This window comes from Trinickia soli, assembly GCF_002879855.1.
Taxonomy (GTDB): Bacteria; Pseudomonadota; Gammaproteobacteria; order Burkholderiales; family Burkholderiaceae; genus Trinickia; species Trinickia soli.
Genome location: NZ_PNYB01000007.1, coordinates 185,361 through 204,555, shown reverse-complemented (window position 1 = coordinate 204,555; position 19,195 = coordinate 185,361). Strand labels below are relative to the sequence as shown.

16 protein-coding genes and 1 pseudogene are annotated in these 19,195 nt (G+C 65.3%); 9 read left to right on the top strand and 8 right to left on the bottom strand.

Translation table 11 applies throughout. The annotated features are described in order from the left end of the window. Positions 1-2: 2 nt before the first annotated feature. Positions 3-1,130 carry an MlaE family ABC transporter permease gene (locus C0Z19_RS10640; protein WP_102609848.1) on the bottom strand — a complete coding sequence of 376 codons (1,128 nt, stop codon included), beginning with the start codon at positions 1,128-1,130 and terminating at the stop codon, positions 3-5. Positions 1,131-1,284: 154 nt separating this feature from the next. Here C0Z19_RS10640 and C0Z19_RS10635 point away from each other — a divergent pair, with 154 nt between their 5' ends. From C0Z19_RS10635 to C0Z19_RS10625, 3 genes are read left to right on the top strand one after another with little or no spacing between them, the layout of a single operon-like run. Beyond that, positions 1,285-2,208 (top strand): biotin--[acetyl-CoA-carboxylase] ligase, encoded by a 924-nt coding sequence (locus C0Z19_RS10635; protein WP_102609847.1) that lies wholly within the window; start codon positions 1,285-1,287, stop codon positions 2,206-2,208. Beyond that, complete coding sequence (locus tag C0Z19_RS10630) at positions 2,205-3,080, top strand: type III pantothenate kinase (RefSeq protein WP_102609781.1); 876 nt, start codon at positions 2,205-2,207, stop codon at positions 3,078-3,080. The genes C0Z19_RS10635 and C0Z19_RS10630 overlap by 4 nt, the downstream gene beginning before the upstream one ends. A gap of 24 nt (positions 3,081-3,104) precedes the next feature. Continuing rightward, complete coding sequence (locus C0Z19_RS10625; RefSeq protein ID WP_102609780.1) at positions 3,105-3,344, top strand: hypothetical protein; 240 nt, start codon at positions 3,105-3,107, stop codon at positions 3,342-3,344. Between the two features lie 79 nt (positions 3,345-3,423). Here C0Z19_RS10625 and rfaE2 read toward each other — a convergent pair whose 3' ends face one another. The 6 genes from rfaE2 to C0Z19_RS10595 all read right to left on the bottom strand — a co-directional run bounded on the left by rfaE2 (position 3,424) and on the right by C0Z19_RS10595 (position 9,477). Next, positions 3,424-3,930, bottom strand: a complete 507-nt coding sequence (gene rfaE2 / locus C0Z19_RS10620) for a D-glycero-beta-D-manno-heptose 1-phosphate adenylyltransferase (RefSeq protein WP_102609779.1) — start codon at positions 3,928-3,930, stop codon at positions 3,424-3,426. A gap of 5 nt (positions 3,931-3,935) precedes the next feature. Beyond that, on the bottom strand, positions 3,936-4,808 hold the full coding sequence (locus C0Z19_RS10615) for a ferritin family protein (protein ID WP_102609778.1): 873 nt from the start codon (positions 4,806-4,808) through the stop codon (positions 3,936-3,938). A gap of 432 nt (positions 4,809-5,240) precedes the next feature. Further along, entirely contained in the window at positions 5,241-6,479 is a 1,239-nt protein-coding gene (locus tag C0Z19_RS10610) for a patatin-like phospholipase family protein (protein ID WP_102609777.1), read from the bottom strand. A 103-nt stretch (positions 6,480-6,582) separates the two neighbouring features. Continuing rightward, a complete protein-coding gene (locus C0Z19_RS10605; RefSeq protein WP_102609776.1) occupies positions 6,583-7,443 on the bottom strand; it encodes a PhaM family polyhydroxyalkanoate granule multifunctional regulatory protein in 861 nt (286 codons plus the stop codon). Positions 7,444-7,497: 54 nt separating this feature from the next. Next, on the bottom strand, positions 7,498-8,346 hold the full coding sequence (locus C0Z19_RS10600; protein ID WP_102609775.1) for an enoyl-CoA hydratase/isomerase family protein: 849 nt from the start codon (positions 8,344-8,346) through the stop codon (positions 7,498-7,500). A 135-nt stretch (positions 8,347-8,481) separates the two neighbouring features. Beyond that, on the bottom strand, positions 8,482-9,477 hold the full coding sequence (locus tag C0Z19_RS10595) for a fumarylacetoacetate hydrolase family protein (RefSeq protein ID WP_102609774.1): 996 nt from the start codon (positions 9,475-9,477) through the stop codon (positions 8,482-8,484). Positions 9,478-9,653: 176 nt separating this feature from the next. Between C0Z19_RS10595 and C0Z19_RS10590 the strand changes: the two genes are divergently transcribed. From C0Z19_RS10590 to metH, 5 genes and pseudogenes are all read left to right on the top strand, one after another. Beyond that, positions 9,654-10,526 carry an IclR family transcriptional regulator gene (locus C0Z19_RS10590; RefSeq protein WP_102609773.1) on the top strand — a complete coding sequence of 291 codons (873 nt, stop codon included), beginning with the start codon at positions 9,654-9,656 and terminating at the stop codon, positions 10,524-10,526. Between the two features lie 162 nt (positions 10,527-10,688). Next, positions 10,689-11,891 (top strand): DUF3108 domain-containing protein, encoded by a 1,203-nt coding sequence (locus C0Z19_RS10585; protein WP_102609772.1) that lies wholly within the window; start codon positions 10,689-10,691, stop codon positions 11,889-11,891. 288 nt (positions 11,892-12,179) lie between these two features. Further along, positions 12,180-12,437, top strand: a complete 258-nt coding sequence (locus C0Z19_RS10580) for a BTH_I0359 family protein (RefSeq protein WP_102609771.1) — start codon at positions 12,180-12,182, stop codon at positions 12,435-12,437. Positions 12,438-12,621: 184 nt separating this feature from the next. After that, on the top strand, positions 12,622-13,707 hold the full coding sequence (locus C0Z19_RS28680; RefSeq protein WP_233196084.1) for a homocysteine S-methyltransferase family protein: 1,086 nt from the start codon (positions 12,622-12,624) through the stop codon (positions 13,705-13,707). A 48-nt stretch (positions 13,708-13,755) separates the two neighbouring features. After that, a pseudogene (gene metH, locus C0Z19_RS10575) lies at positions 13,756-16,482 on the top strand (methionine synthase); the annotation flags it as partial. Between the two features lie 274 nt (positions 16,483-16,756). Here the strand turns inward: metH and C0Z19_RS10570 are convergent. Beyond that, on the bottom strand, positions 16,757-17,083 hold the full coding sequence (locus tag C0Z19_RS10570; RefSeq protein WP_102609770.1) for a DUF1840 domain-containing protein: 327 nt from the start codon (positions 17,081-17,083) through the stop codon (positions 16,757-16,759). 282 nt (positions 17,084-17,365) lie between these two features. Between C0Z19_RS10570 and argS the strand changes: the two genes are divergently transcribed. Beyond that, positions 17,366-19,150 (top strand): arginine--tRNA ligase, encoded by a 1,785-nt coding sequence (gene argS, locus C0Z19_RS10565; protein ID WP_102609769.1) that lies wholly within the window; start codon positions 17,366-17,368, stop codon positions 19,148-19,150. Positions 19,151-19,195 lie beyond the last annotated feature (45 nt).

Sequence of the window (19,195 nt, the reverse complement as noted above, 5' to 3'; positions counted from 1 at the left end):
TTTCATAAACCGACGTTCTGAAACAGGATGGCGAAGATCGCGTCGGCCAGGATGACGACGGTGATCGACGAGACGACCGACGCGGTCGTCCCTACGCCGAGGCTCTGCGAATTGGGCTTGATCCGAAAACCGAAGTGGCACGCAACGAGCGCGATCAGCATGCCGAATGCGACGCCCTTGCCAAGCCCGATCCAGAGATTGGCGATCGGCACGACGCTCGGCAACGCACGCGCGAAGTAGACCATGTCGATGCCGAGCACGAGTTGCGCTGCGAGCGCGCCGCCGGCCAACGCGATGATGTTGGTCCACATGACGAGCAGCGGCATCGCCACCGATAGCGCGATCACACGCGGCAGCACGAGCCGCAAGCCGTGCGGGATGCCCATCACGAGCATGGCGTCGAGTTCCTCGGTCACGCGCATGACGCCGATCTGCGCAGTGATGGCCGATCCCGACCGTCCGGCGACGAGGATGGCCGACAGCACCGGCCCCAGCTCGCGAATCACGGACAGCCCGAGAATGTTGACGATGTACTGGTTTGCGCCGAACAGCCGCAGCTGCTGCGCAGACAAATAGCTGAGCACGATGCCGATCAGGAACGCGACGAGCGCCGTGATCGGCAGCGCTTTGGCGCCTGCGTTGTAGACGTTCGCCGAAATCTCGGTCCACGGCGCGCGCGCCGGACGGCGCAGCACGGCGAGCGTATCGAGCACGAAGCGGCCGAACATCGCCATGCCGCCGTAGGCGTGATCGGCAAAGCCGAGCACCGAGCGGCCCAGCGCCGTGACGAAGCCGATGCGCTCGAGCGCCTCCGGTGTTTCTCGTTGCGTCTCGAGCAATGCGATCCGCGCGAAGATGTCGCGCTGGGTGTCGGTCAGCGCCACCTCGTCCGGCAGTTTTCGGCCCCAGACGCGCCAGAGCGCCTGTCCGCCGACATGGTCCATGCGTTCGACGGCCGATAAATCCCATTGCGCCGGCGCGCTGCGCGCCAGGGCGGCCAAGCGCGAAGTCGCGCCCGCGCGAGCCCGATCGCGGGCCAGCGCGAGCGCGGTCCACTGTCCGGACAGCTTGACCAGGGGCCCCCTGCTGCTCTTTTCGATCCGCAAGCGGGGCGGAGTTTCGAAGTCCAAGGAAGGCGATGTCCACACGTTGAATGCAATTGCGCCCATTGTAGCGGTCGGCACGCCGATACCGTTCACAAAGAGAAACCCAGGCCAGCCGGGGTACAAAGCTGCGAAGCCTGCTTTGCGCGCCACCTCGCGCGGGCTTCACTACAATACGACCATGACCGATACCCTCCTTCCTCCTTCGAGCCCGGACCCGGCAGGCAACGGCCGTCCGGACGACTGGCGCATCGACCGCGACCGTGCGCGCGCCGGGGGCGCCGGCGCGATCCCGCCCGAGGCGCTCGAAATCGTCGACGAAACGGCTTCGACGAACACCGACCTCATGGCGCGAATGAAGGCGCTGCCGCGCGAGCGCGTCGCATTCGGCGTCCATGCCGTGCGCGCCGCCTACCGGCAGACGGCGGGGCGCGGACGTCAGGGCCGCAGTTGGCGCACGACGCCCGGGCATGCGCTCACGTTCTCGTTCGCCTGCGTCTTGCCGCGGCCGCTTGCGGGTCTGGCCGGACTGAGCCTCGCCACCGGCGTGGCCGTCGTCGATGGTCTCGCTCGCCTCGCGCCCGGCGAAGCCTCCCGGTTTGCGCTGAAGTGGCCCAACGACGTGCTGCTCGACGGCGGCAAAGTGGCCGGCATCCTCATCGAGACCGCCTGGAGCACGGACACGGCTAGCGCGGTCGTGATCGGCGTGGGCATCAACGTGCGCCGCGACCCGGCGCTCGAAGCCGAACTGGGCGCCGCAGCCGCAACGTTGCCCGCTGGCACCCGGGCGGCGGCGCCCGCGGCGCTCTCACAGGTGCTGCCGAATGCGAACCTGACCGACACGCTGGCCGTCGTGGTAAAAGCGCTGACGGAGATGATCGACCGCTTCGGCAAGCAAGGCTTCGCCGCGTTCGTCGACCGCTGGAATGCCTGTCACGCCCATACGAACCGGGACGTCGTGCTGCTCGAGAAAGGCGTCGAATTCGCGCGCGGCATCGCCACGGGCGTCGACAGCTCGGGGCAATTGCTGCTGCTGACCGACTCGGGCGTGCGGGCGATTGCGACGGGCGACGTCTCGCTGCGGCTCGCGGCAGACGCGCCATGACGGGCGATGCGCCGTATTTGCTGATCGATGCAGGCAACAGCCGCGTGAAATGGGCACTTGCCGATGCGGCCGGCGCGCTCGTACGCAGCGGCTTTGTTGCGCATGCGCCCGAACAACCGGATGCCGGTGGTCCACAAGGTCCTGACGGGGATCGATCTCGCGCGCGAGACGTGCCTGCGGCCGATGCGGCCAACGCGGCGAATGTTCCCGCCGATTGGGCCACGCTGCCCACGCCACGCGGTGCCTGGATTTCGAATGTCGCGGGAGAAGCTGTCGTCAACCGGATCCAGGGGTGGCTCGACGCATGCTGGCCGGGACTGTCTCGAACGTTCGTGCGCGCTTGCGCGCAGCAGTGCGGCGTCGTCAATGGCTACGCAACGCCGGAGCGCCTCGGCAGCGACCGTTGGGCCGGCCTCATCGGCGCCCACGCGGCGTTTCCCGCGCAGCCGCTTCTGATCGCCACGCTCGGCACGGCGACGACGCTGGAAGCGCTGACCGCCGACGGCCACTTCGTCGGCGGCATGATCGCGCCGGGGTGGTCGTTGATGATGCGTTCGCTCGGCGAGCATACGGCGCAGTTGCCTACGCTCGAAGCCGACGCGGCCGCTGGCGATGCGCTCGCGCGTCACTGGTTCGCCACCGATACACGGCACGCCATCACGGCAGGATCGCTGCTGGCCCAGGCCGGGCTCATCGAACGGGCGTGGCGCGAGCTTTGCCGCGCCTGGGGAATGGATGTGCGCCTCGTACTCGGCGGCGGCGCGGCCGAGCCGGTGGCTGGCGCGCTCAGTGTGCCGCACACGCGGCACGATATGCTCGTGCTGTCGGGCCTCGCGCTGATCGCGATCGACGACAATGCGGCGCGGGGATAACCGGGTCAAAGAGGAGATGGAACGATGTTGCGTTGGCTGATCGCCATTTTGTTTCTCGCCAACCTGGTCGCCTTGGCTTTGGCGAGTGGCATGGCAGGCCCATTACCGGCATCGGGGCCCCGTGAGCCTCACCATCTCGAGCGCCAGGTCCATCCCGAGTGGCTGAAGACCCGGCCGATCTCGGAGGCGGAAGCGGCCGAGCAACCGGTCATCGGCGGGCCGGATCCGGTCCCGAAGGTGGCAGCCGCGCCGCTCGGCGACTAGGTGCTGGCTGGGTGCCCGCGCAGCAAGGGCTACGCAGCGGCGCCAAGAAAGCGCCTCAGCGGGAACCTTGGCGACAGCCTCAGTGGCCCGACTCCGTCGCCCCCGCCTGCGAGCGGACTTTTTCGAGCAATGCCGTGGTGGAGCGCTGATGCTCGAATGCAATTGCCAGCGCGCGCCCACCCCAACCGCGAACAAGCGCCGATTCGGGCAACGTGTCCATGTCGTAATCGCCGCCTTTGACGAGCACGTCGGGGCGGACGGCCGCGATCAGTTCGACGGGCGTACGCTCCTCGAATAGGACCACCCAATCAACGCTTTCGAGCGCCGCGAGCAGCGCCATCCGATCGTCCTCGCGATTGATCGGCCGGTCCTCCCCCTTGCCGAGCATGCGGACCGACGCGTCGCTGTTGACCCCGACGATCAGAGACGCGCCGAGCGCCTTGGCGCGCGCGAGGTAAGTCACGTGCCCACGGTGAAGGATGTCGAAAACGCCGTTCGTGAAGACCACGGGCCCCGCCAACGTTGCGCGTCTGGCAACCAGTGCTTCGCGCGTGACGATCTTGCGCTCGAACGCTACCGCGGACATGCCGGTCAAGCCGCCTGGTGCTCAGCAGAACCCGGCGGCTGCACACGCGCCGCCACTTCCTTGCGATAGCGGTTGAGTTCCTGGGCCGTCGTGAACGTGCGCTCGAACAGCAGCGACAGATTGTGAAGAATGCGTTCGACGACCTTCTTCTCCCAGCCATCGTCGAAACGGATTTGCTCGTCGAGCCAACGTTCGAGCCATTCGGGATCGGGCAGCCGCGATTGAATCGTGTCACGCGGGAAGAGATCGCGATTGACGTGCAGGTTCGTGGGATGCAACGGCTTTTCCGTGCGACGCGCCGACGCCATCAGCACGCCGATCTTCGCGAAGGCGGCGCGCGCGACATCGCCGAAGTTCGTCAACGCCTTCTTCATGTAGCGCAGATAAGCGCCGCCATGGCGCGCTTCGTCGCGCGAGATCGTTTCGTAGATGTGCTTGATGACGGGCTCGGTGTGCCATTCAGCCGCACGGCGATACCAGTGATTCAGGCGGATTTCGCCGCAAAAGTGGAGCATCAGCGTTTCGAGCGGCGGCGCCGGATCGAATTCGAAGCGAACTGCGTGCAGTTCGGCCTCGGTGGGCACCATCTCAGGCCGAAAACGGCGCAGATACTCCATCAACACCAGCGAATGCTTTTGTTCCTCGAAGAACCAAACGCTCATGAACGCCGAAAAATCGCTGTCGTGATGGTTGTCGCGCAGGAACATCTCCGTAGCCGGCAGCGCCGACCATTCGGTGATGGCGTTCATCTTGATCGTCGTCGCCTGCTCGTCGGTCAGCAGCGAGGCGTCGAACTTGTCCCAGGGAATGTCCTTCTCCATGTCCCATCGAACCGATTCGAGCGATTTGTAAAGTTCCGGATACAGCATGGTGTTCATAAGTCCCGCCCCTGGTCTACCATTGCAACTCGTATGACTATTATCGCGCTTGCACGGCAAGCTCGCCGCGGCGACGAAAACCGACGATCTTACCAGGTCATCGCGCCCGTTTATTGATCGACCTCAAAGCCGCCACGCAGCAGTGCACTTGCGCGTGAAGGCGTCTACCCGCATCGGCCGCCCCGGGCTACCATCGAGCGCGCTGGCTGACCGCGCGCCGAGCCTTTTGGGGTATGGCGGACGGCAATGCAACGACCGGCCGCGATCATGTTTTTTGGCGTGGGTTCCTACCGCAGTTCCAACCGCAGTTCCTGCCGGGTTTTCTGCTATCCGCCCACGGATCGAAATCTTTGAAATGATAGCATGCGCCGCTTACTGCGCCGGGCCTTCGGCCGGCCCCGACGCGCCGCCGCAACGCCCCGCCGTGCTCGCTCAGCCGATGTTCCGGGTCGTCTCGCCGGCCGCTGCGCGTGCATTCGAGCCCGCCGCCGGATAGGCGGCAACCGCCTCCTCCTCCGCCATCGTCGCGCCGATCCACTCGGTCAGCTGCTCGCGTTGCGCAAGCGCGTCTCGAAAACCGAGGTTGATCAGTTCGGCGGCGAACTCCGCCTCGAACAGCAGGTAGCTGGCAAATGACGCGCCCGCCGCGCGATTGCCGCCGACCGCGCCAAGCAGACCTCGCACGGAAAGCGGCAGACGCTTCAAATGCCGCGCCGCCAGAATTTCGATGCGCTCGCTGGGCGCGATCGGCAGCACCTCGACGTGGCGCCAGCTGCTCTCGGGCTCCACATGCTCGGGCAGGTAGGAAATCATGCGGTTGATGTTCTCGATCCGCTCGATGTCGGCGCCGATCGAGTCGAGAAAGACGCTGGCCAGAACCTGCTGGCCGATCTGCGCGAGCGACGGGTAGCCGCGCTCGATCCCGGCCGCCGCGGGCACCTCGGGACGCGGCGTCGACGCGCCCAGCACGATGATGCGATGCGCGCCGAAGTGAATCGCCGGACTCAGCGGCGCCGTTTGGCGTATCGAGCCGTCGCCGAAATACTCGATGCAGCCGTCGAGTTCGAGCGGCACGGCCGGAAAAAGATAGGGGATCGCCGCCGAAGCGAGCAGATGCGCCGGCGTCAATGCCACCATGCGCGCCCCGCGCTGCGCCCGCCGCCACGATTGAATCGGCTCTGCCGCCTGGTAGAACGTCAGATGCCGACCGCTCGAGTAGCTGAGCGCCGTGATCGACAGCGCGTGCAGCGCATGCCCGTCGAGCATTTCCCCGATCCGCGTGAAGTCGAGCGCTTCGTGCAACAGGTCGGCAAGCGGATGATTGTCAAATAGCGCTCGCGGCGCGCGCCGCACGGCCCAGCCGAACGACATCGCCGCCAACCAGCGCGCCCCGGCCGCTGCCACGCCGCCCCAATCGGTACGATAGACCTGCTGCGCGTGAATGTTCGACCAGAAGTCGATGAGTCGCCCCGCGCCGACCGCGAAGTCGTCCGCATGGCAAGCGATCGAGGCAGCGTTGATCGCGCCTGCCGACGTGCCGCAGACGATCGTGAACGGCGTGCCCCGCCGGCCCGGCGCCAGCTCGCGCGAAATCTGCGCCAGCGCCTTGAGCGCACCGACCTGGTATGCGGCGCGTGCGCCGCCCCCCATCAGAACCAGCGCGAGTCGCACGGCGAGCCGTCGTCAAAGAGAACGATCCAACGCGCCCCGCGCGGCGAGCGCGCCGGGAGCGGGCTTCGCGCCTGGCGGCCAACGGCGTAGTAACGAACGCGGCTCATTTTTCTCCGCGCCGAACGCCGCTGCCCGGCCCGCCGGCAGGTTTGGCACTGCTCTTGCCCGTGCTCGCGCGCTTGGCCGCCGGCTTGGCGCTCGCGGCGCCCGCGCCCGCAGCGCCAGAGGCAGCGCGCCTGCCGCCGTGCGCGCCGGCGCTTGCGCGCTTCTTCGGCGATTCGGCCTCGGATTCAGCGTCGCCCCCGCCGTTCGCACCGGCCTGCGCGCCCGGCTGCGTCATGGCGAACGCCGCGAGCTGATTGAACTGAGACTGCAACATGTTCCACCAGCCGGACGGATCGAACGCGGGGTTTCCGGCCTCGCCGGCCGACGAGCCGGGCGACTCGGCATCGCCGGCCGAATCGGCGTTCTTGTTCTCGTTGGCGCTGGCGTCAGCGCCAGCGCTCGCCCCCGCACCGCTCCCGGCGTGCGCCGAACCGGGCGACGCGCCCCATGACGAAAACGCGCTCGAAGGTGCATTCGCAGGGCTCGCGCCTTCGGCCGGCTGCGTCATCGACGCCTGCGCGAACGCACCGAATGCGCGTAGCGTCGCCAGTGTCGCGCGCTGCACCTCCAGCGCCTGGATGGCCGATTGCAGCATGTTCAGATTGAGCTTGAGCCATTGCTCGACGGCGCGCATGTCGGTGATGCGCTTATCGAGATCCTCCACGCTCATCAGCGGCGACATCATGTCCGACATGGCCGTGAGCGGGGAAGGAAAACCTTGCGCGGCGCCGGGCTGCGTGCCGGGAAAGGCTGCGCCGAACGGCGTCAGGCGCATCATGTCCCACATCTTGTCGAGCATTTCGGCGGGCGGAAAACCCGGGAAACCCGGGAAAGGCTTGTCGCCGGCGGTATCGGTCATCGATTGCTCCTTTCGATGGGGTGAACAGGAAAAGTCGTAGAGACGCGCAAGGCGTCAGGAAAGTTCGTCGCCGCCCGGGAAATCAGGTGCGCGACGTTCGCGCAGCGAACGAATGCCTTCGCGCACGTCCGGCCCCGAGAAGCCCATGAATTCGAGCGCGAGCGACGTATCGAACGTCGGTCCGGCCATGCGCAGCCAGTTGTTCAGCGCGTACTTGGTCCAGCGAATCGCGCTTTGCGAACCTTGCGCGAGCCGCGTGGCCACCTCGAACGCCTTCGGCAGCAGGTCCGCCTGATCGACGACCAATGACACGAGTCCGATGCGCTCGGCTTCGGCTCCGCTCACCGCCTCGCACAACAGCAGGTAATACTTCGCCTTGGCCATCCCGCACAGCAACGGCCATACGATGGCCGCATGATCGCCGGCTGCGACGCCCAGACGCGTGTGTCCGTCGATGATGCGCGCATCGTTGGCCGCAATCGAGATGTCGGCCAGGAGCCCGGCGACGAGCCCGGCCCCGACCGCGGGCCCGTGCATGGCCGAGACGATCGGCTTGCTGCAATTGATGACGTTATAGACGAGATCGCGCGCCTCGCGCCAGACGCGCGAACGCACGTCGAAGCGATCGGCCATCTGTTCGACGAGGCCAAGGTCGCCGCCCGCCGAGAAGCCTTTGCCTTCGCCGCGGATGACGGCCACGCGCGTAAGCGGATCGCGGTCGACGTCGCGCCAGATCTCCGCGAGCTCGCGATGCATGCGCTCGTCGGCCGCGGCAAGACCGCTCTTGTTCATCCCTTCGCCGCTCATGACGATTTCGAGCACACCGTGCGGATGACGCCGCAACCGCAGCGATCGGTAGTGCGCGTAAGCCGTCAAATCGTCGGGAGGCGTGATGTCGTTCATCCGGTCGGCTCGTGTTCGTGGCAAAAAGGAGGCTTGAGAAAGCGTGGGAGGCCGAATGCCCGGGCCGCCCGATCGTGTCAGTGTAGGCGCGCACCGACGGCCCCGCATCGGGCCAAACCCGGCGCGCGCGCCGCGTCATCGCTGGATGCGCTCGAGCGGCGCGACCGATTGCTCGATGGCGCCGAAGATCGACTTGCCGGCCTCGTCGAACATCTCGATCTTGACCGTGTCGCCGTACTTCATGAACTCCGTTTGCGGCGCGCCGTTCGCGATTGTCTCCAGGCAGCGCTTCTCGGCGATACAGCAGTAGCCGCGTTTCTCGTCCTTGTTCGAGACAGTGCCCGAACCGACGATGGAGCCTGCGCGCAGATTGCGCGTCTTGGCGGCATGGGCGATCAGCTGACCGAAGTGGAACACCATATCGACGCCGGCATCGGGCTGCCCGACCTTCTTCCCGTTCCAATGCACGATCATGGGCCGCGAGACACGGCCCTCGCGCCAATATTCGCCGAGTTCGTCCGGCGTCACGGCCACAGGCGAAAACGCGGTAGCCGGCTTGCTTTGAAAGAAACCGAAGCCTTTCGCGAGTTCGGCCGGAATCAGATTGCGCAGCGACACGTCGTTGGCGAGCATGACGAGGCGCACGGCCTTGAGCGCGGCTTCGGGCGTCGCGGCCATCGGCACGTCGGCGGTGATGACAGCCACTTCAGCCTCGAAGTCGATGCCGAACGCCTCCGAGGCGCAGACGATGTCCTCGCGCGGGCCCAGAAAATCGTCGCTGCCGCCCTGGTACATCAGCGGATCGGTCCAGAACTCGGGCGGCATGTCGGCGCCGCGCGCGCGGCGCACGAGCTCGACATGGTTCACGTAGGCGGAGCCGTCAGCCCACTGAAACGCGCGCGGCAGCGGGGCCATGCAGTCGTTCGCATCGAATGCGAAAGCGTTTCGGGCGCGGCCTTGATTGAGCGCATCGTAGAGTTCGACAAGCTGCGGCGCATAGAAGGGCCAGTCGTCGAGCGCGCGCTGCAGCGTCGGCGCAATCGCATCGGCGATCGCGGCCATGCGCAAGTCGCGCGAGACGACGATCAGTTGACCGTCGCGCGAACCGTCTTTGAGCGTGGCGAGTTTCATGTAAAGGATCGAAGCCGTGTGATGACGATAGAAGGAATCTATTTTACGATGGCGAATCCCGGGCGCCGCCCCACTTCATCCAACGTGTCGTCCGGCCGCGCCCGAGGATCGGTGGTTTCATCCTTTGCGCCCAGCCTTCCATCGCTTTTGGCCTTTCGTCGGTATTGCTCTCTCTCATGTCCGCGTCCTCACCCCCTTCCCCCGACACGTTCGATCCCACGCTCGGCGATCCGCTCGACGACGCCGTCGACGGCGACGGCGAAGAGAAGGTCCGCTCGGGCATCCAATCGATCGAAGTGGGCTTCCGCCTGCTCGAAGTCCTGACGAACGAGCCGCGCGCGATGATGTTGCGCGACCTCGCCAAGCGCGCCCAAATGAGCCCGGCCAAGGCCCATCGTTATCTCGTCAGCTTCCTGCGGCTTGGCGTCGTCGCGCAGGATCCGGACTCGGGACGTTATGAGCTCGGCGGCTTTGCGCTGCAACTGGGACTCGCGCGGCTCGCGCGCGTTGATGGGGTCAAGCTCGCGCGGGTTGCGCTCGCCGATTTGCGCGATCGCCTCGACATTACGGTCGGGATCGCGGTATGGGGCAATCTTGGCCCGACTGTCGTGCACTGGACGGAGTCGAGCCACCCGGTCAAAGCCTCGCTCAAGCTCGGCGACGTCATGCCGTTGCTGGGTTCGGCCACCGGCCTGCTGTTCGCCGCCTATTTGCCGCGCAGTAAGACGCAGGCGATGATCGATCGCGAACTCGACGATTCGCGTCGCGCGGCCCATGCGAGCGGCCCGCGCAGCGAAGCGCAACTGGACAGCGCGCTCGAAGAAATTCGTGCGAACGGCGCGGCGCGCGTGGCCGGCATGCTGCTGCCGACGATCCATGCTTTCTGCATGCCCGTGTTCGACGCAGCGGGCGACCTCGCGCTGGGTCTCATTGCACTCGGACATGAGGGCGCATTCGACTTGTCCTGGGATGGCCGGATCGCCGTCGAGTTAAAGGACTGCGCACGCAAACTATCGTACGAACTCGGCTACAGCGAGACGCCGCGCTGAGCGGGACGCCGTGCTGTCCCGGGCGTGCGCCACATCAGTCAATCGCAAGCGCCGCCGGCAAGGCGCGCCGTTTGCAGGCATCATGGCGATTCTCGTGCCGCCCTTCGCTCAAAAATACCGCGCGATGCATCGCCGTCCCGGTCGACGCCCGAGCCTGATGCCATGTCGTACGTATTCGCTTCCGATGCCGCGCGCGCCGTTCTTGCGCGCAGCGGCGAACCGCACAAGCGCCTCTGGCGCTGGAGCGCGGTGTTCGCGACCACGGTTGCGCTCCACGGCGCCGCATTCGTATGGTTCGCCCGACACCGGGACACCTTTGCGCTCGCTTCGGTGAGGCCGCCGATCCAGGTCGCGCTCTTGGCCCCGCAACCGATCGCCCGCGAGGCAGGCCCGAGCCGCGCCGTCACCGCCCCCACCGCCCCCCGGCAAGGCCAGCCGCATCGGCAAGCGCCGGTGCTGCATGCGCTTGCGCCGCGCCCGAGCGCACCCGCTGCAACCGAGGCAGCCGGCAAAACCGATGCAAACGCAACGAAGCCGGGCGGGGCAAGCGCCGCCAGCGCTTCCGCTGCGAGCAACGCGCTCGCCGCCCCGGCCGACGCGGCGAGCATAACAAGCGCCGGCGTACGGTTTTCGGTACCGCCGTCGGGGGATTTGCACTACAACACCTTTTACAACGGGGTGGAAAATGCGCCGGGCACGATCCACTGGGCGAGCGAGCGCGACAGCTACGAGATGATCGTCTCGGTACCGCTGCCATTCGTCGGCACCTTTTCGTACCAAAGCCGCGGCCGCATCGATGCATTCGGGCTGGCGCCCGAGCACTACATCGAAAAGCGCGGCCGCCGCCCCGAAGACGTGACAACCTTCGATCGCGCGGCCAGGCGCATCGGCTTCACGCGCACGAGCGCGACGCTGTCGCTGCCCGATGGCGCACAGGATCGGTTCAGCATGGTCATGCAGCTTGCAAGCCTCGTGCGCGGAAACCCTGACGCCTACAAGAGCGGCGTCACGCGCGCGTTCTACGTGGCGGACGACGACAGTGCGGAACTGTGGCCGATCGAGACGATCGGCGACGAATCGATTCGGACTGCTGAAGGATTTATAGAGGCGCGCCACTTTATGAGACTGCCGCGGCATGACGGCGATCGGCGCCGCATCGACGTCTGGCTCGCACCGTCGCTGGGCTGGTTGCCCGCCCGCATTGTGCAAACGGAGCCGAACGGCTCGCAATTCGAACTGGTCTGGCGCGGCCCGGTCGTGCCTCCGGGCGCGAAAAATGCGTCCTCGGAGACAAAGACAGCCGATGATGCGTCCGAAACCGGGACCGCCGACACGACGCCGATTCGAGCGCGCGAAAACCCCTAAACCAAAGGCTCGCGCGTGCCGTAATCAAGAGTAATCGGGGCGCATGGACGAACCTCGATGTTTTCGGCCACCGTTCGAACGTTTTATCCGGTTGAGGTCTAACCTTAAGGTGGACGATGAGGTCGACGATGAAAGCAGTGGACAGAGCGGCAATGTGGCAATGTTTGGTTGCAATGTTCGAACCCGTTTTAAGCGTCGTTTAAGACCCAACCCTTGAAATTCCATGCAACAAGCTCCACGTACCAGGCGAAACAGGCCAGGAGCCTAACGGAATAAAGGAGTGTCGCCATGCAAATGATCTACAACAGCCCCAATTATTGTGTCGTCGAATTCGCGCCGCAGGCTGGCCATCTGGCGATGAACGCGGGTGGCTACGAAATCGTAGATAAGAACACGCAGCGCGAGATCTTCATCGACGGCGCGATGGCGGCCCAATTCCGCGAACACGTCCGCAAGCTGATCGAAGAAGAACCCACACTCGATGAAGTCGACGAGTTCCTTGGCCAATTTGACAGTCTGATGACACAACCGGTCGTCCTGCACTAACTGGCTGCAGGCGCGCACGGCGGCACGACAGCGCCCATCGAACCCCGTCCGGCTTGCCGGACGGGGTTTTGTTTTGGGTCCGGCCCAAGCGTCCCGAGGCCGGCGGCCTCCGGCGGCGTTGGCCGGCAGCCGCTACAATGACGGTTTTCCCTCTTTTCCGAACCGCGCCCCGCGCTTGCCCGCCATGAATTCGTCCGCCGCCGCTCAAGCGGGATCGCCCGCCGCCGGAACCCCTGCCTCCGGCACGCACTACACGCGAGGCGCGCAGCTGCCCGCGCTGCTTGCGTCGCGCATCCTGATTCTGGACGGCGCGATGGGCACGATGATTCAGCGCTACAAGCTCGACGAAGCGCGCTACCGCGGCGAGCGGTTCAAGGATTTTGCACGCGACGTCAAGGGCAACAACGAGTTGCTCTCGCTCACGCAGCCGCAGATCATCAGCGAGATCCACGAGCAGTACCTGGCCGCGGGCGCCGATATTATCGAAACCAATACCTTCGGCGCCACGTCGGTCGCGCAGGCCGACTACGGCATGGAATCGCTGGCGCGGGAGATGAATCTCGAGTCAGCGAGGCTCGCGCGCGCAGCCTGCGACAAATACTCGACGCCCGACAAGCCTCGCTTCGTCGCGGGTGCGATCGGGCCGACGCCGAAAACGGCCAGCATTTCGCCCGACGTCAACGATCCCGGGGCGCGCAACGTCACGTTCGACGAACTGCGCGCGGCCTACTACGAGCAAGCACAAGCCCTGCTCGACGGCGGCGCGGATTTGTTCCTCGTCGAAACGATCTTCGATACGCTCAACGCGAAGGCCGCACTGTTCGCGCTCGACGAATTGTTCGAGAACACAGGCGAAGTCTTGCCGATCATGATTTCGGGCACGGTGACGGACGCATCGGGTCGCATCTTGTCGGGGCAGACGGTCGAAGCGTTTTGGAATTCGCTGCGCCATGCGAAGCCGCTGACGTTCGGCTTGAACTGCGCGCTCGGCGCCGCGCTGATGCGCCCGTATATCGCCGAACTCGCCAAGCTCTGCGATACCTACGTGTCGTGCTACCCGAACGCGGGCCTGCCCAATCCGATGAGCGACACGGGCTTCGACGAGACACCCGAAGACACGTCGCGACAGCTCGAGGAATTTGCGCAAGCAGGGCTCGTGAATCTCGCGGGCGGCTGTTGCGGCACGACGCCCGAACATATCGCGGCGATCGCCAAGGCGCTGAACGGCGTGAAGCCCCGTGCGTGGGCGAACTATCGCGACGCAGCCTGACGCGGCGCACGCCAGTCTGCCCACTTCGAGCCATCCCGCTTTCCATCGAAGACAACCATGACCGAACACATGATGCGCCTCGCCGGCCTCGAGCCGTTTAACGTCGGCGCCGACGCACTTTTCATCAACGTCGGCGAACGCACGAACGTCACGGGTTCGAAGGCCTTCGCACGCATGATCCTGAACGGCCAGTTCGACGAAGCGCTCGCCGTGGCGCGTCAGCAGGTGGAGAACGGCGCCCAGATCATCGACATCAACATGGACGAGGCGATGCTCGATTCGAAAGCGGCCATGGTGCGCTTTCTGAATCTGATTGCCTCCGAGCCCGATATCGCGCGCGTGCCGATCATGATCGACTCGTCCAAATGGGAGGTGATCGAAGCCGGGCTCAAGTGCGTCCAAGGCAAGGCCATCGTCAACTCGATCTCGCTGAAGGAAGGCGAAGATGCGTTTCGCCATCACGCGCGACTCATTCGCCGCTACGGTGCCGCAGCTGTCGTCATGGCCTTCGACGAGACCGGCCAGGCCGATACCTTCGAGCGCAAGACGCTGATCTGCCAGCGCTCGTACCGGATCCTCGTCGACGAAGTGGGCTTCGAGCCCGACGACATCATTTTCGATCCGAACATTTTCGCTGTCGCGACCGGTATCGACGAGCACAACAACTACGCCGTCGACTTCATCGAAGCGACGCGCTGGATCAAGCAGAACCTGCCGCGTGCGAAGGTGAGCGGCGGCGTCTCCAACGTGTCGTTCTCGTTCCGCGGCAACGATCCCGTGCGCGAAGCGATTCATACGGTGTTCCTTTACCACGCGATTCAAGCGGGCATGGACATGGGCATCGTCAACGCGGGGCAGCTCGGCGTCTATGCCGATCTCGATCCCGAGCTGCGCGAGCGTGTCGAAGACGTCATTCTGAACCGCCGCCCCGATGCCACCGATCGCCTGCTCGAGATCGCCGACAAGTTCAAGACGGGCGCCGCGAAGAAGGAAGAGAACCTCGAATGGCGCAATCAACCCGTCGAGGCGCGGCTCGCCCATGCGCTCGTGCTGGGCATCACGAACTTCATCGTCGAAGATACCGAAGAGGCGCGCCAGAAGATCGCCGCGGCGGGCGGGCGGCCGATCAACGTGATCGAAGGGCCGCTGATGGACGGCATGAACATCGTCGGCGACTTGTTCGGTCAGGGCAAGATGTTCCTGCCGCAGGTGGTCAAGTCCGCACGCGTCATGAAGCAGGCCGTCGCGCATCTGATTCCGTTCATCGAGGAAGAAAAGAAGCGGCTCGCCGAAGCCGGCGGCGACGTGCGGGCGAAAGGCAAGATCGTCATCGCAACCGTCAAGGGCGACGTTCACGACATCGGCAAGAACATCGTGTCGGTCGTGCTCCAGTGCAACAACTTCGAAGTCGTCAACATGGGCGTCATGGTCCCGTGCAGCGAGATTCTCGCCAAAGCGAAGGTCGAAGGCGCGGACATCGTCGGGTTGTCGGGCCTCATCACGCCGAGCCTCGAAGAAATGGCCTACGTCGCGTCGGAGATGCAACGCGACGAGTATTTCCGCATCAAGAAGATCCCGCTCCTGATCGGCGGCGCAACGACTTCGCGCGTTCATACGGCAGTGAAGATCGCGCCGAACTACGAGGGGCCCGTGGTCTACGTGCCGGACGCGTCGCGCTCGGTCTCGGTGGCGTCAAGCCTGCTCTCGGATGAAGGTGCAGCCCGGTATCTCGACGAGCTCAAAGCCGACTACGATCGCATTCGCCTGCAGCACGCCAATCGGAAAGCGCAGCCGATGGTCACGCTGGCTGCGGCGCGCGCGAACAAGGCCAAGATCGATTGGGCCGCCTATCACCCCGTCAAGCCGGCGTTCATCGGCCGGCGCGTGTTCAAGAACTACGATCTGAACGAACTCGCACCGTACATCGACTGGGGCCCGTTCTTTCAGACTTGGGACCTGGCCGGACCCTATCCGGCCATTCTCAATGACGAGATCGTCGGCGAATCGGCACGACGCGTGTTCTCCGACGCGAAATCGATGCTCGCGCGGCTCATACAAGGGCGTTGGCTGACGGCAAGCGGGGTGATCGCGCTGCTGCCGGCGAATACGGTCGGCGACGACGATATCGAAATCTACACCGACGAATCGCGCACGCAGGTGGCGCTGACCTGGCACAACCTGCGTCAGCAAAGCGTGCGGCCTGTCGTGGACGGCGTCATGCGGCCCAATCGCTCGCTGGCCGATTTCGTCGCACCGAAAGACTCGGGCGTCGCCGATTACATCGGCATGTTCGCCGTGACGGCCGGCTTGGGTGTCGAGGTCAAAGAGAAGCAGTTTCTGGCCGACCTCGACGATTACAGCGCAATCATGTTCAAGGCGCTCGCGGACCGCCTGGCTGAAGCATTCGCCGAAGCCATGCATGCACGCGTACGCCGCGAGTTTTGGGGCTATGCGCGCACTGAGGCGCTCGACAACGAGGCGCTGATCGCCGAGCGCTACGTCGGCATCCGCCCGGCCCCCGGTTATCCGGCCTGCCCCGATCACCTCGTCAAGCGCGACCTGTTCGCGACGCTCAAGGCCGACGAAGTCGGCATGACGGTCACCGAATCGCTGGCGATGCTGCCGGCCGCAAGCGTCTCGGGTTTTTACATCGCCCATCCCGACAGCCGCTACTTCTCGGTCGGCAAGATCGATCGCGACCAAGTCGAGGATTTCGCACGCCGCAACGGGCTGGCCATGGCCGACGCCGAGCGGGCGCTCGCGCCGTTGCTGTAGAACGACGCGACCCGCAGGGAGGGGCCGCGCGCCGGAAAAGGGGCACAGCCAGGCGCGGTCGAACGGCGGCGCTGGGCGCGAGGGACGTGAGGCGCGGTTCGTGCGCAATACCGCAAAAGACCAGCAAAAAGCCCGGTGTACGCGCTTGCGCACACCGGGCTTGCTGTTAAACGAGGCGTCTGGCACCTTTTGCGGCTTTGGTATGACGAAAGCCGCTGCCGCGTCGGCGGCCTTGCCGCTCGACCGAGGCGCGAACGCGCGACGACGATGCCGGTCAGATCCCCCAGAGGACGTCGGCGTTTTCGCGCTGGGCGGCGCGCAGCATATCGAGGAATGGGAAAGCGCGTTGCGCGAGGCCGATCGGCAGTTCGTGGCGCTCGTGGCCCTCTTCCCCTTCGTGGAAGTGTCCTTCGTGCTCGGCGATTTCCTGTTTGTCGGTCACGATCGCCGCCTCGAGCTTCGAGATGGCCGCGGGCATTTCGTCGTGCGTGATCACGCCGCGCGCACCCAGTTGCTTGCCCACGATCCCGACGAGATATTGAGCCAGATTTTCGAGCATAACCACGTCCGGCGCGGCGCGACACTTGAATGTAATCAACATGATGGACCCGTTTCCTTCGTTCTGTTTACTTCCGCTTGACGGCGCCGCCGCCTCGACTGCCGGCGCATCCGGCCCGCCATGGATCGCGTTGGATCGAGCGGACCTGGCCGCCCCTGCCGGGCGCCTCATTGAGACATATTAGCACCTGCTAAAATCCGCCTAGACCCAAACGCGCACCTTTGCGGCCTGCGCCCGTCGTCGTTACGGGCGTTGCCTTCCCGCCGCGCGCCAACCACCCGCGTCCGCCCGGCGGACTGCCACTGCCGAACCAATCGAAACAGCATGCTGCCTGCACACAAACAGAGTCTCGAAGCCTTGCTCGCCGCCGGCGTCCAGCAAGTTCTCGCCGAAGCAAACGCCGACGCGGCCAACACGTCCAATGCGCCCGCCATCTCGCTCGAGCGCCCGAAGGCGGCCGCGCATGGCGACGTAGCGTGCAACATCGCCATGCAATTGGCCAAACCGCTGCAAAAGAACCCGCGTGAACTCGCGCAACGGATCGTCGACGCATTGCTCGCCCAGCCGGCCGCGAAAAGCCTTGTCGAAGCGGCCGAAATCGCCGGCCCCGGCTTCATCAATCTGCGCCTGACCGCGCAAGCGAAGCAGGCCGTGGTGAGCGCGGTCATCGCCGAAGGCGCCGCGTTCGGCCTCTCGACGCAGGGCGCCGGCAAGCGCGTGATGGTCGAGTTCGTCTCGGCCAACCCGACCGGGCCGCTGCATCTGGGCCACGGCCGCCAGGCCGCGCTCGGCGATGCGCTCGCCAACGTGCTCGCAAGCCAGGGGTACGCCGTCCATCGCGAGTTCTACTACAACGACGCGGGTGTGCAGATCCAGACGCTCGCCACCTCGACCCAGGCGCGCGCGAAGGGCTTCAAACCCGGCGACGCCGGCTGGCCCGAAGCGGCCTACAACGGCGACTACATTGCCGACATCGCGCACGACTACATGACCGGCCAGACCGTCGCGGCCAAAGACGGCGAGCCCGTCAAAGGCAAGGGCGATATCGACGATCTCGATGCGATCCGCAAATTCGCCGTCGCCTACCTGCGCCACGAGCAGGACATGGATCTGCAGGCCTTCGGCGTGAAGTTCGACCAGTACTACCTCGAATCGTCGCTTTATAGCGAAGGCCGCGTGGCGAAAACGGTCGACGCGCTGATCGCGACGGGGAAAACATTCGAGCATGAAGGAGCGCTCTGGCTCTGCACGACCGATTACGGCGACGACAAAGACCGCGTGATGCGCAAGTCCGACGGCACCTATACCTACTTTGTGCCCGATGTCGCCTATCACGTCACCAAGTGGGAGCGCGGCTTTTCGAAGGTCATCAACGTACAGGGCTCGGACCACCACGGCACCGTCGCCCGCGTCCGGGCGGGGTTGCAGGCGCTTGGCGTCGGCATTCCGAAGGGCTACCCCGATTACGTGCTGCACAAGATGGTTACCGTGATGCGCAACGGGCAAGAAGTGAAGATCTCCAAGCGCGCCGGCAGCTATGTGACGGTGCGCGACCTGATCGAATGGTCGGGCGGCGCCGCGCCGGGACAAGAAGCCGCACCCGATCTGCTCGACGAAGCCACAATCCAACGCGGCCGCGACGCCGTGCGTTTCTTCCTGATCTCGCGCAAGGCCGATACCGAATTCGTCTTCGACGTCGATCTCGCGCTGAAGCAAAACGACGAGAACCCGGTGTACTACGTACAATATGCGCATGCCCGGATCTGCTCGATCCTGTCCGAGTGGAAAGCGCGCTTCGGCGGCGACGAAGCCGCGTTGCCGCAGATCGATGTGTCGGGGCTCACGAGCACGCGCGCGATGGCGCTCATGCACAAGCTCGCCGAATACCCCGATATGCTGACGCACGCGGCGTCCGAACTCGCGCCGCATGCCATTGCGTTCTATCTTCGCGAGCTCGCGGGCGAATTTCACTCGTTCTACAATGCCGAGCGCGTGCTCGTCGACGTGCAGGCCGAACGCGATGTGCGCATTGCGCTGTTGGCGGCCACGCGCCAAGTGCTCGCCAACGGCCTCGCGATGATCGGCGTTTCGGCGCCGGCGAAGATGTAACGCCCCATGCCATCGCCGTGCGGCGCCATGCGGCGTCGCTATAAT

Bases quoted from the DNA above. Each gene is read 5' to 3' on its own strand.
- C0Z19_RS10605 (WP_102609776.1), bottom strand. From the start codon at position 7,443: ATGACCGATACCGCCGGCGACAAGCCTTTCCCGGGTTTCCCGGGTTTT.
- argS (WP_102609769.1), top strand. From the start codon at position 17,366: ATGCTGCCTGCACACAAACAGAGTCTCGAAGCCTTGCTCGCCGCCGGC.
- C0Z19_RS10635 (WP_102609847.1), top strand. From the start codon at position 1,285: ATGACCGATACCCTCCTTCCTCCTTCGAGCCCGGACCCGGCAGGCAAC.
- C0Z19_RS10630 (WP_102609781.1), top strand. From the start codon at position 2,205: ATGACGGGCGATGCGCCGTATTTGCTGATCGATGCAGGCAACAGCCGC.
- C0Z19_RS10625 (WP_102609780.1), top strand. From the start codon at position 3,105: ATGTTGCGTTGGCTGATCGCCATTTTGTTTCTCGCCAACCTGGTCGCC.
- C0Z19_RS10595 (WP_102609774.1), bottom strand. From the start codon at position 9,477: ATGAAACTCGCCACGCTCAAAGACGGTTCGCGCGACGGTCAACTGATC.
- C0Z19_RS10570 (WP_102609770.1), bottom strand. From the start codon at position 17,083: ATGTTGATTACATTCAAGTGTCGCGCCGCGCCGGACGTGGTTATGCTC.
- rfaE2 (WP_102609779.1), bottom strand. From the start codon at position 3,930: ATGTCCGCGGTAGCGTTCGAGCGCAAGATCGTCACGCGCGAAGCACTG.
- C0Z19_RS10600 (WP_102609775.1), bottom strand. From the start codon at position 8,346: ATGAACGACATCACGCCTCCCGACGATTTGACGGCTTACGCGCACTAC.
- C0Z19_RS28680 (WP_233196084.1), top strand. From the start codon at position 12,622: ATGAATTCGTCCGCCGCCGCTCAAGCGGGATCGCCCGCCGCCGGAACC.
- C0Z19_RS10580 (WP_102609771.1), top strand. From the start codon at position 12,180: ATGCAAATGATCTACAACAGCCCCAATTATTGTGTCGTCGAATTCGCG.
- C0Z19_RS10590 (WP_102609773.1), top strand. From the start codon at position 9,654: ATGTCCGCGTCCTCACCCCCTTCCCCCGACACGTTCGATCCCACGCTC.
- C0Z19_RS10585 (WP_102609772.1), top strand. From the start codon at position 10,689: ATGTCGTACGTATTCGCTTCCGATGCCGCGCGCGCCGTTCTTGCGCGC.
- C0Z19_RS10615 (WP_102609778.1), bottom strand. From the start codon at position 4,808: ATGAACACCATGCTGTATCCGGAACTTTACAAATCGCTCGAATCGGTT.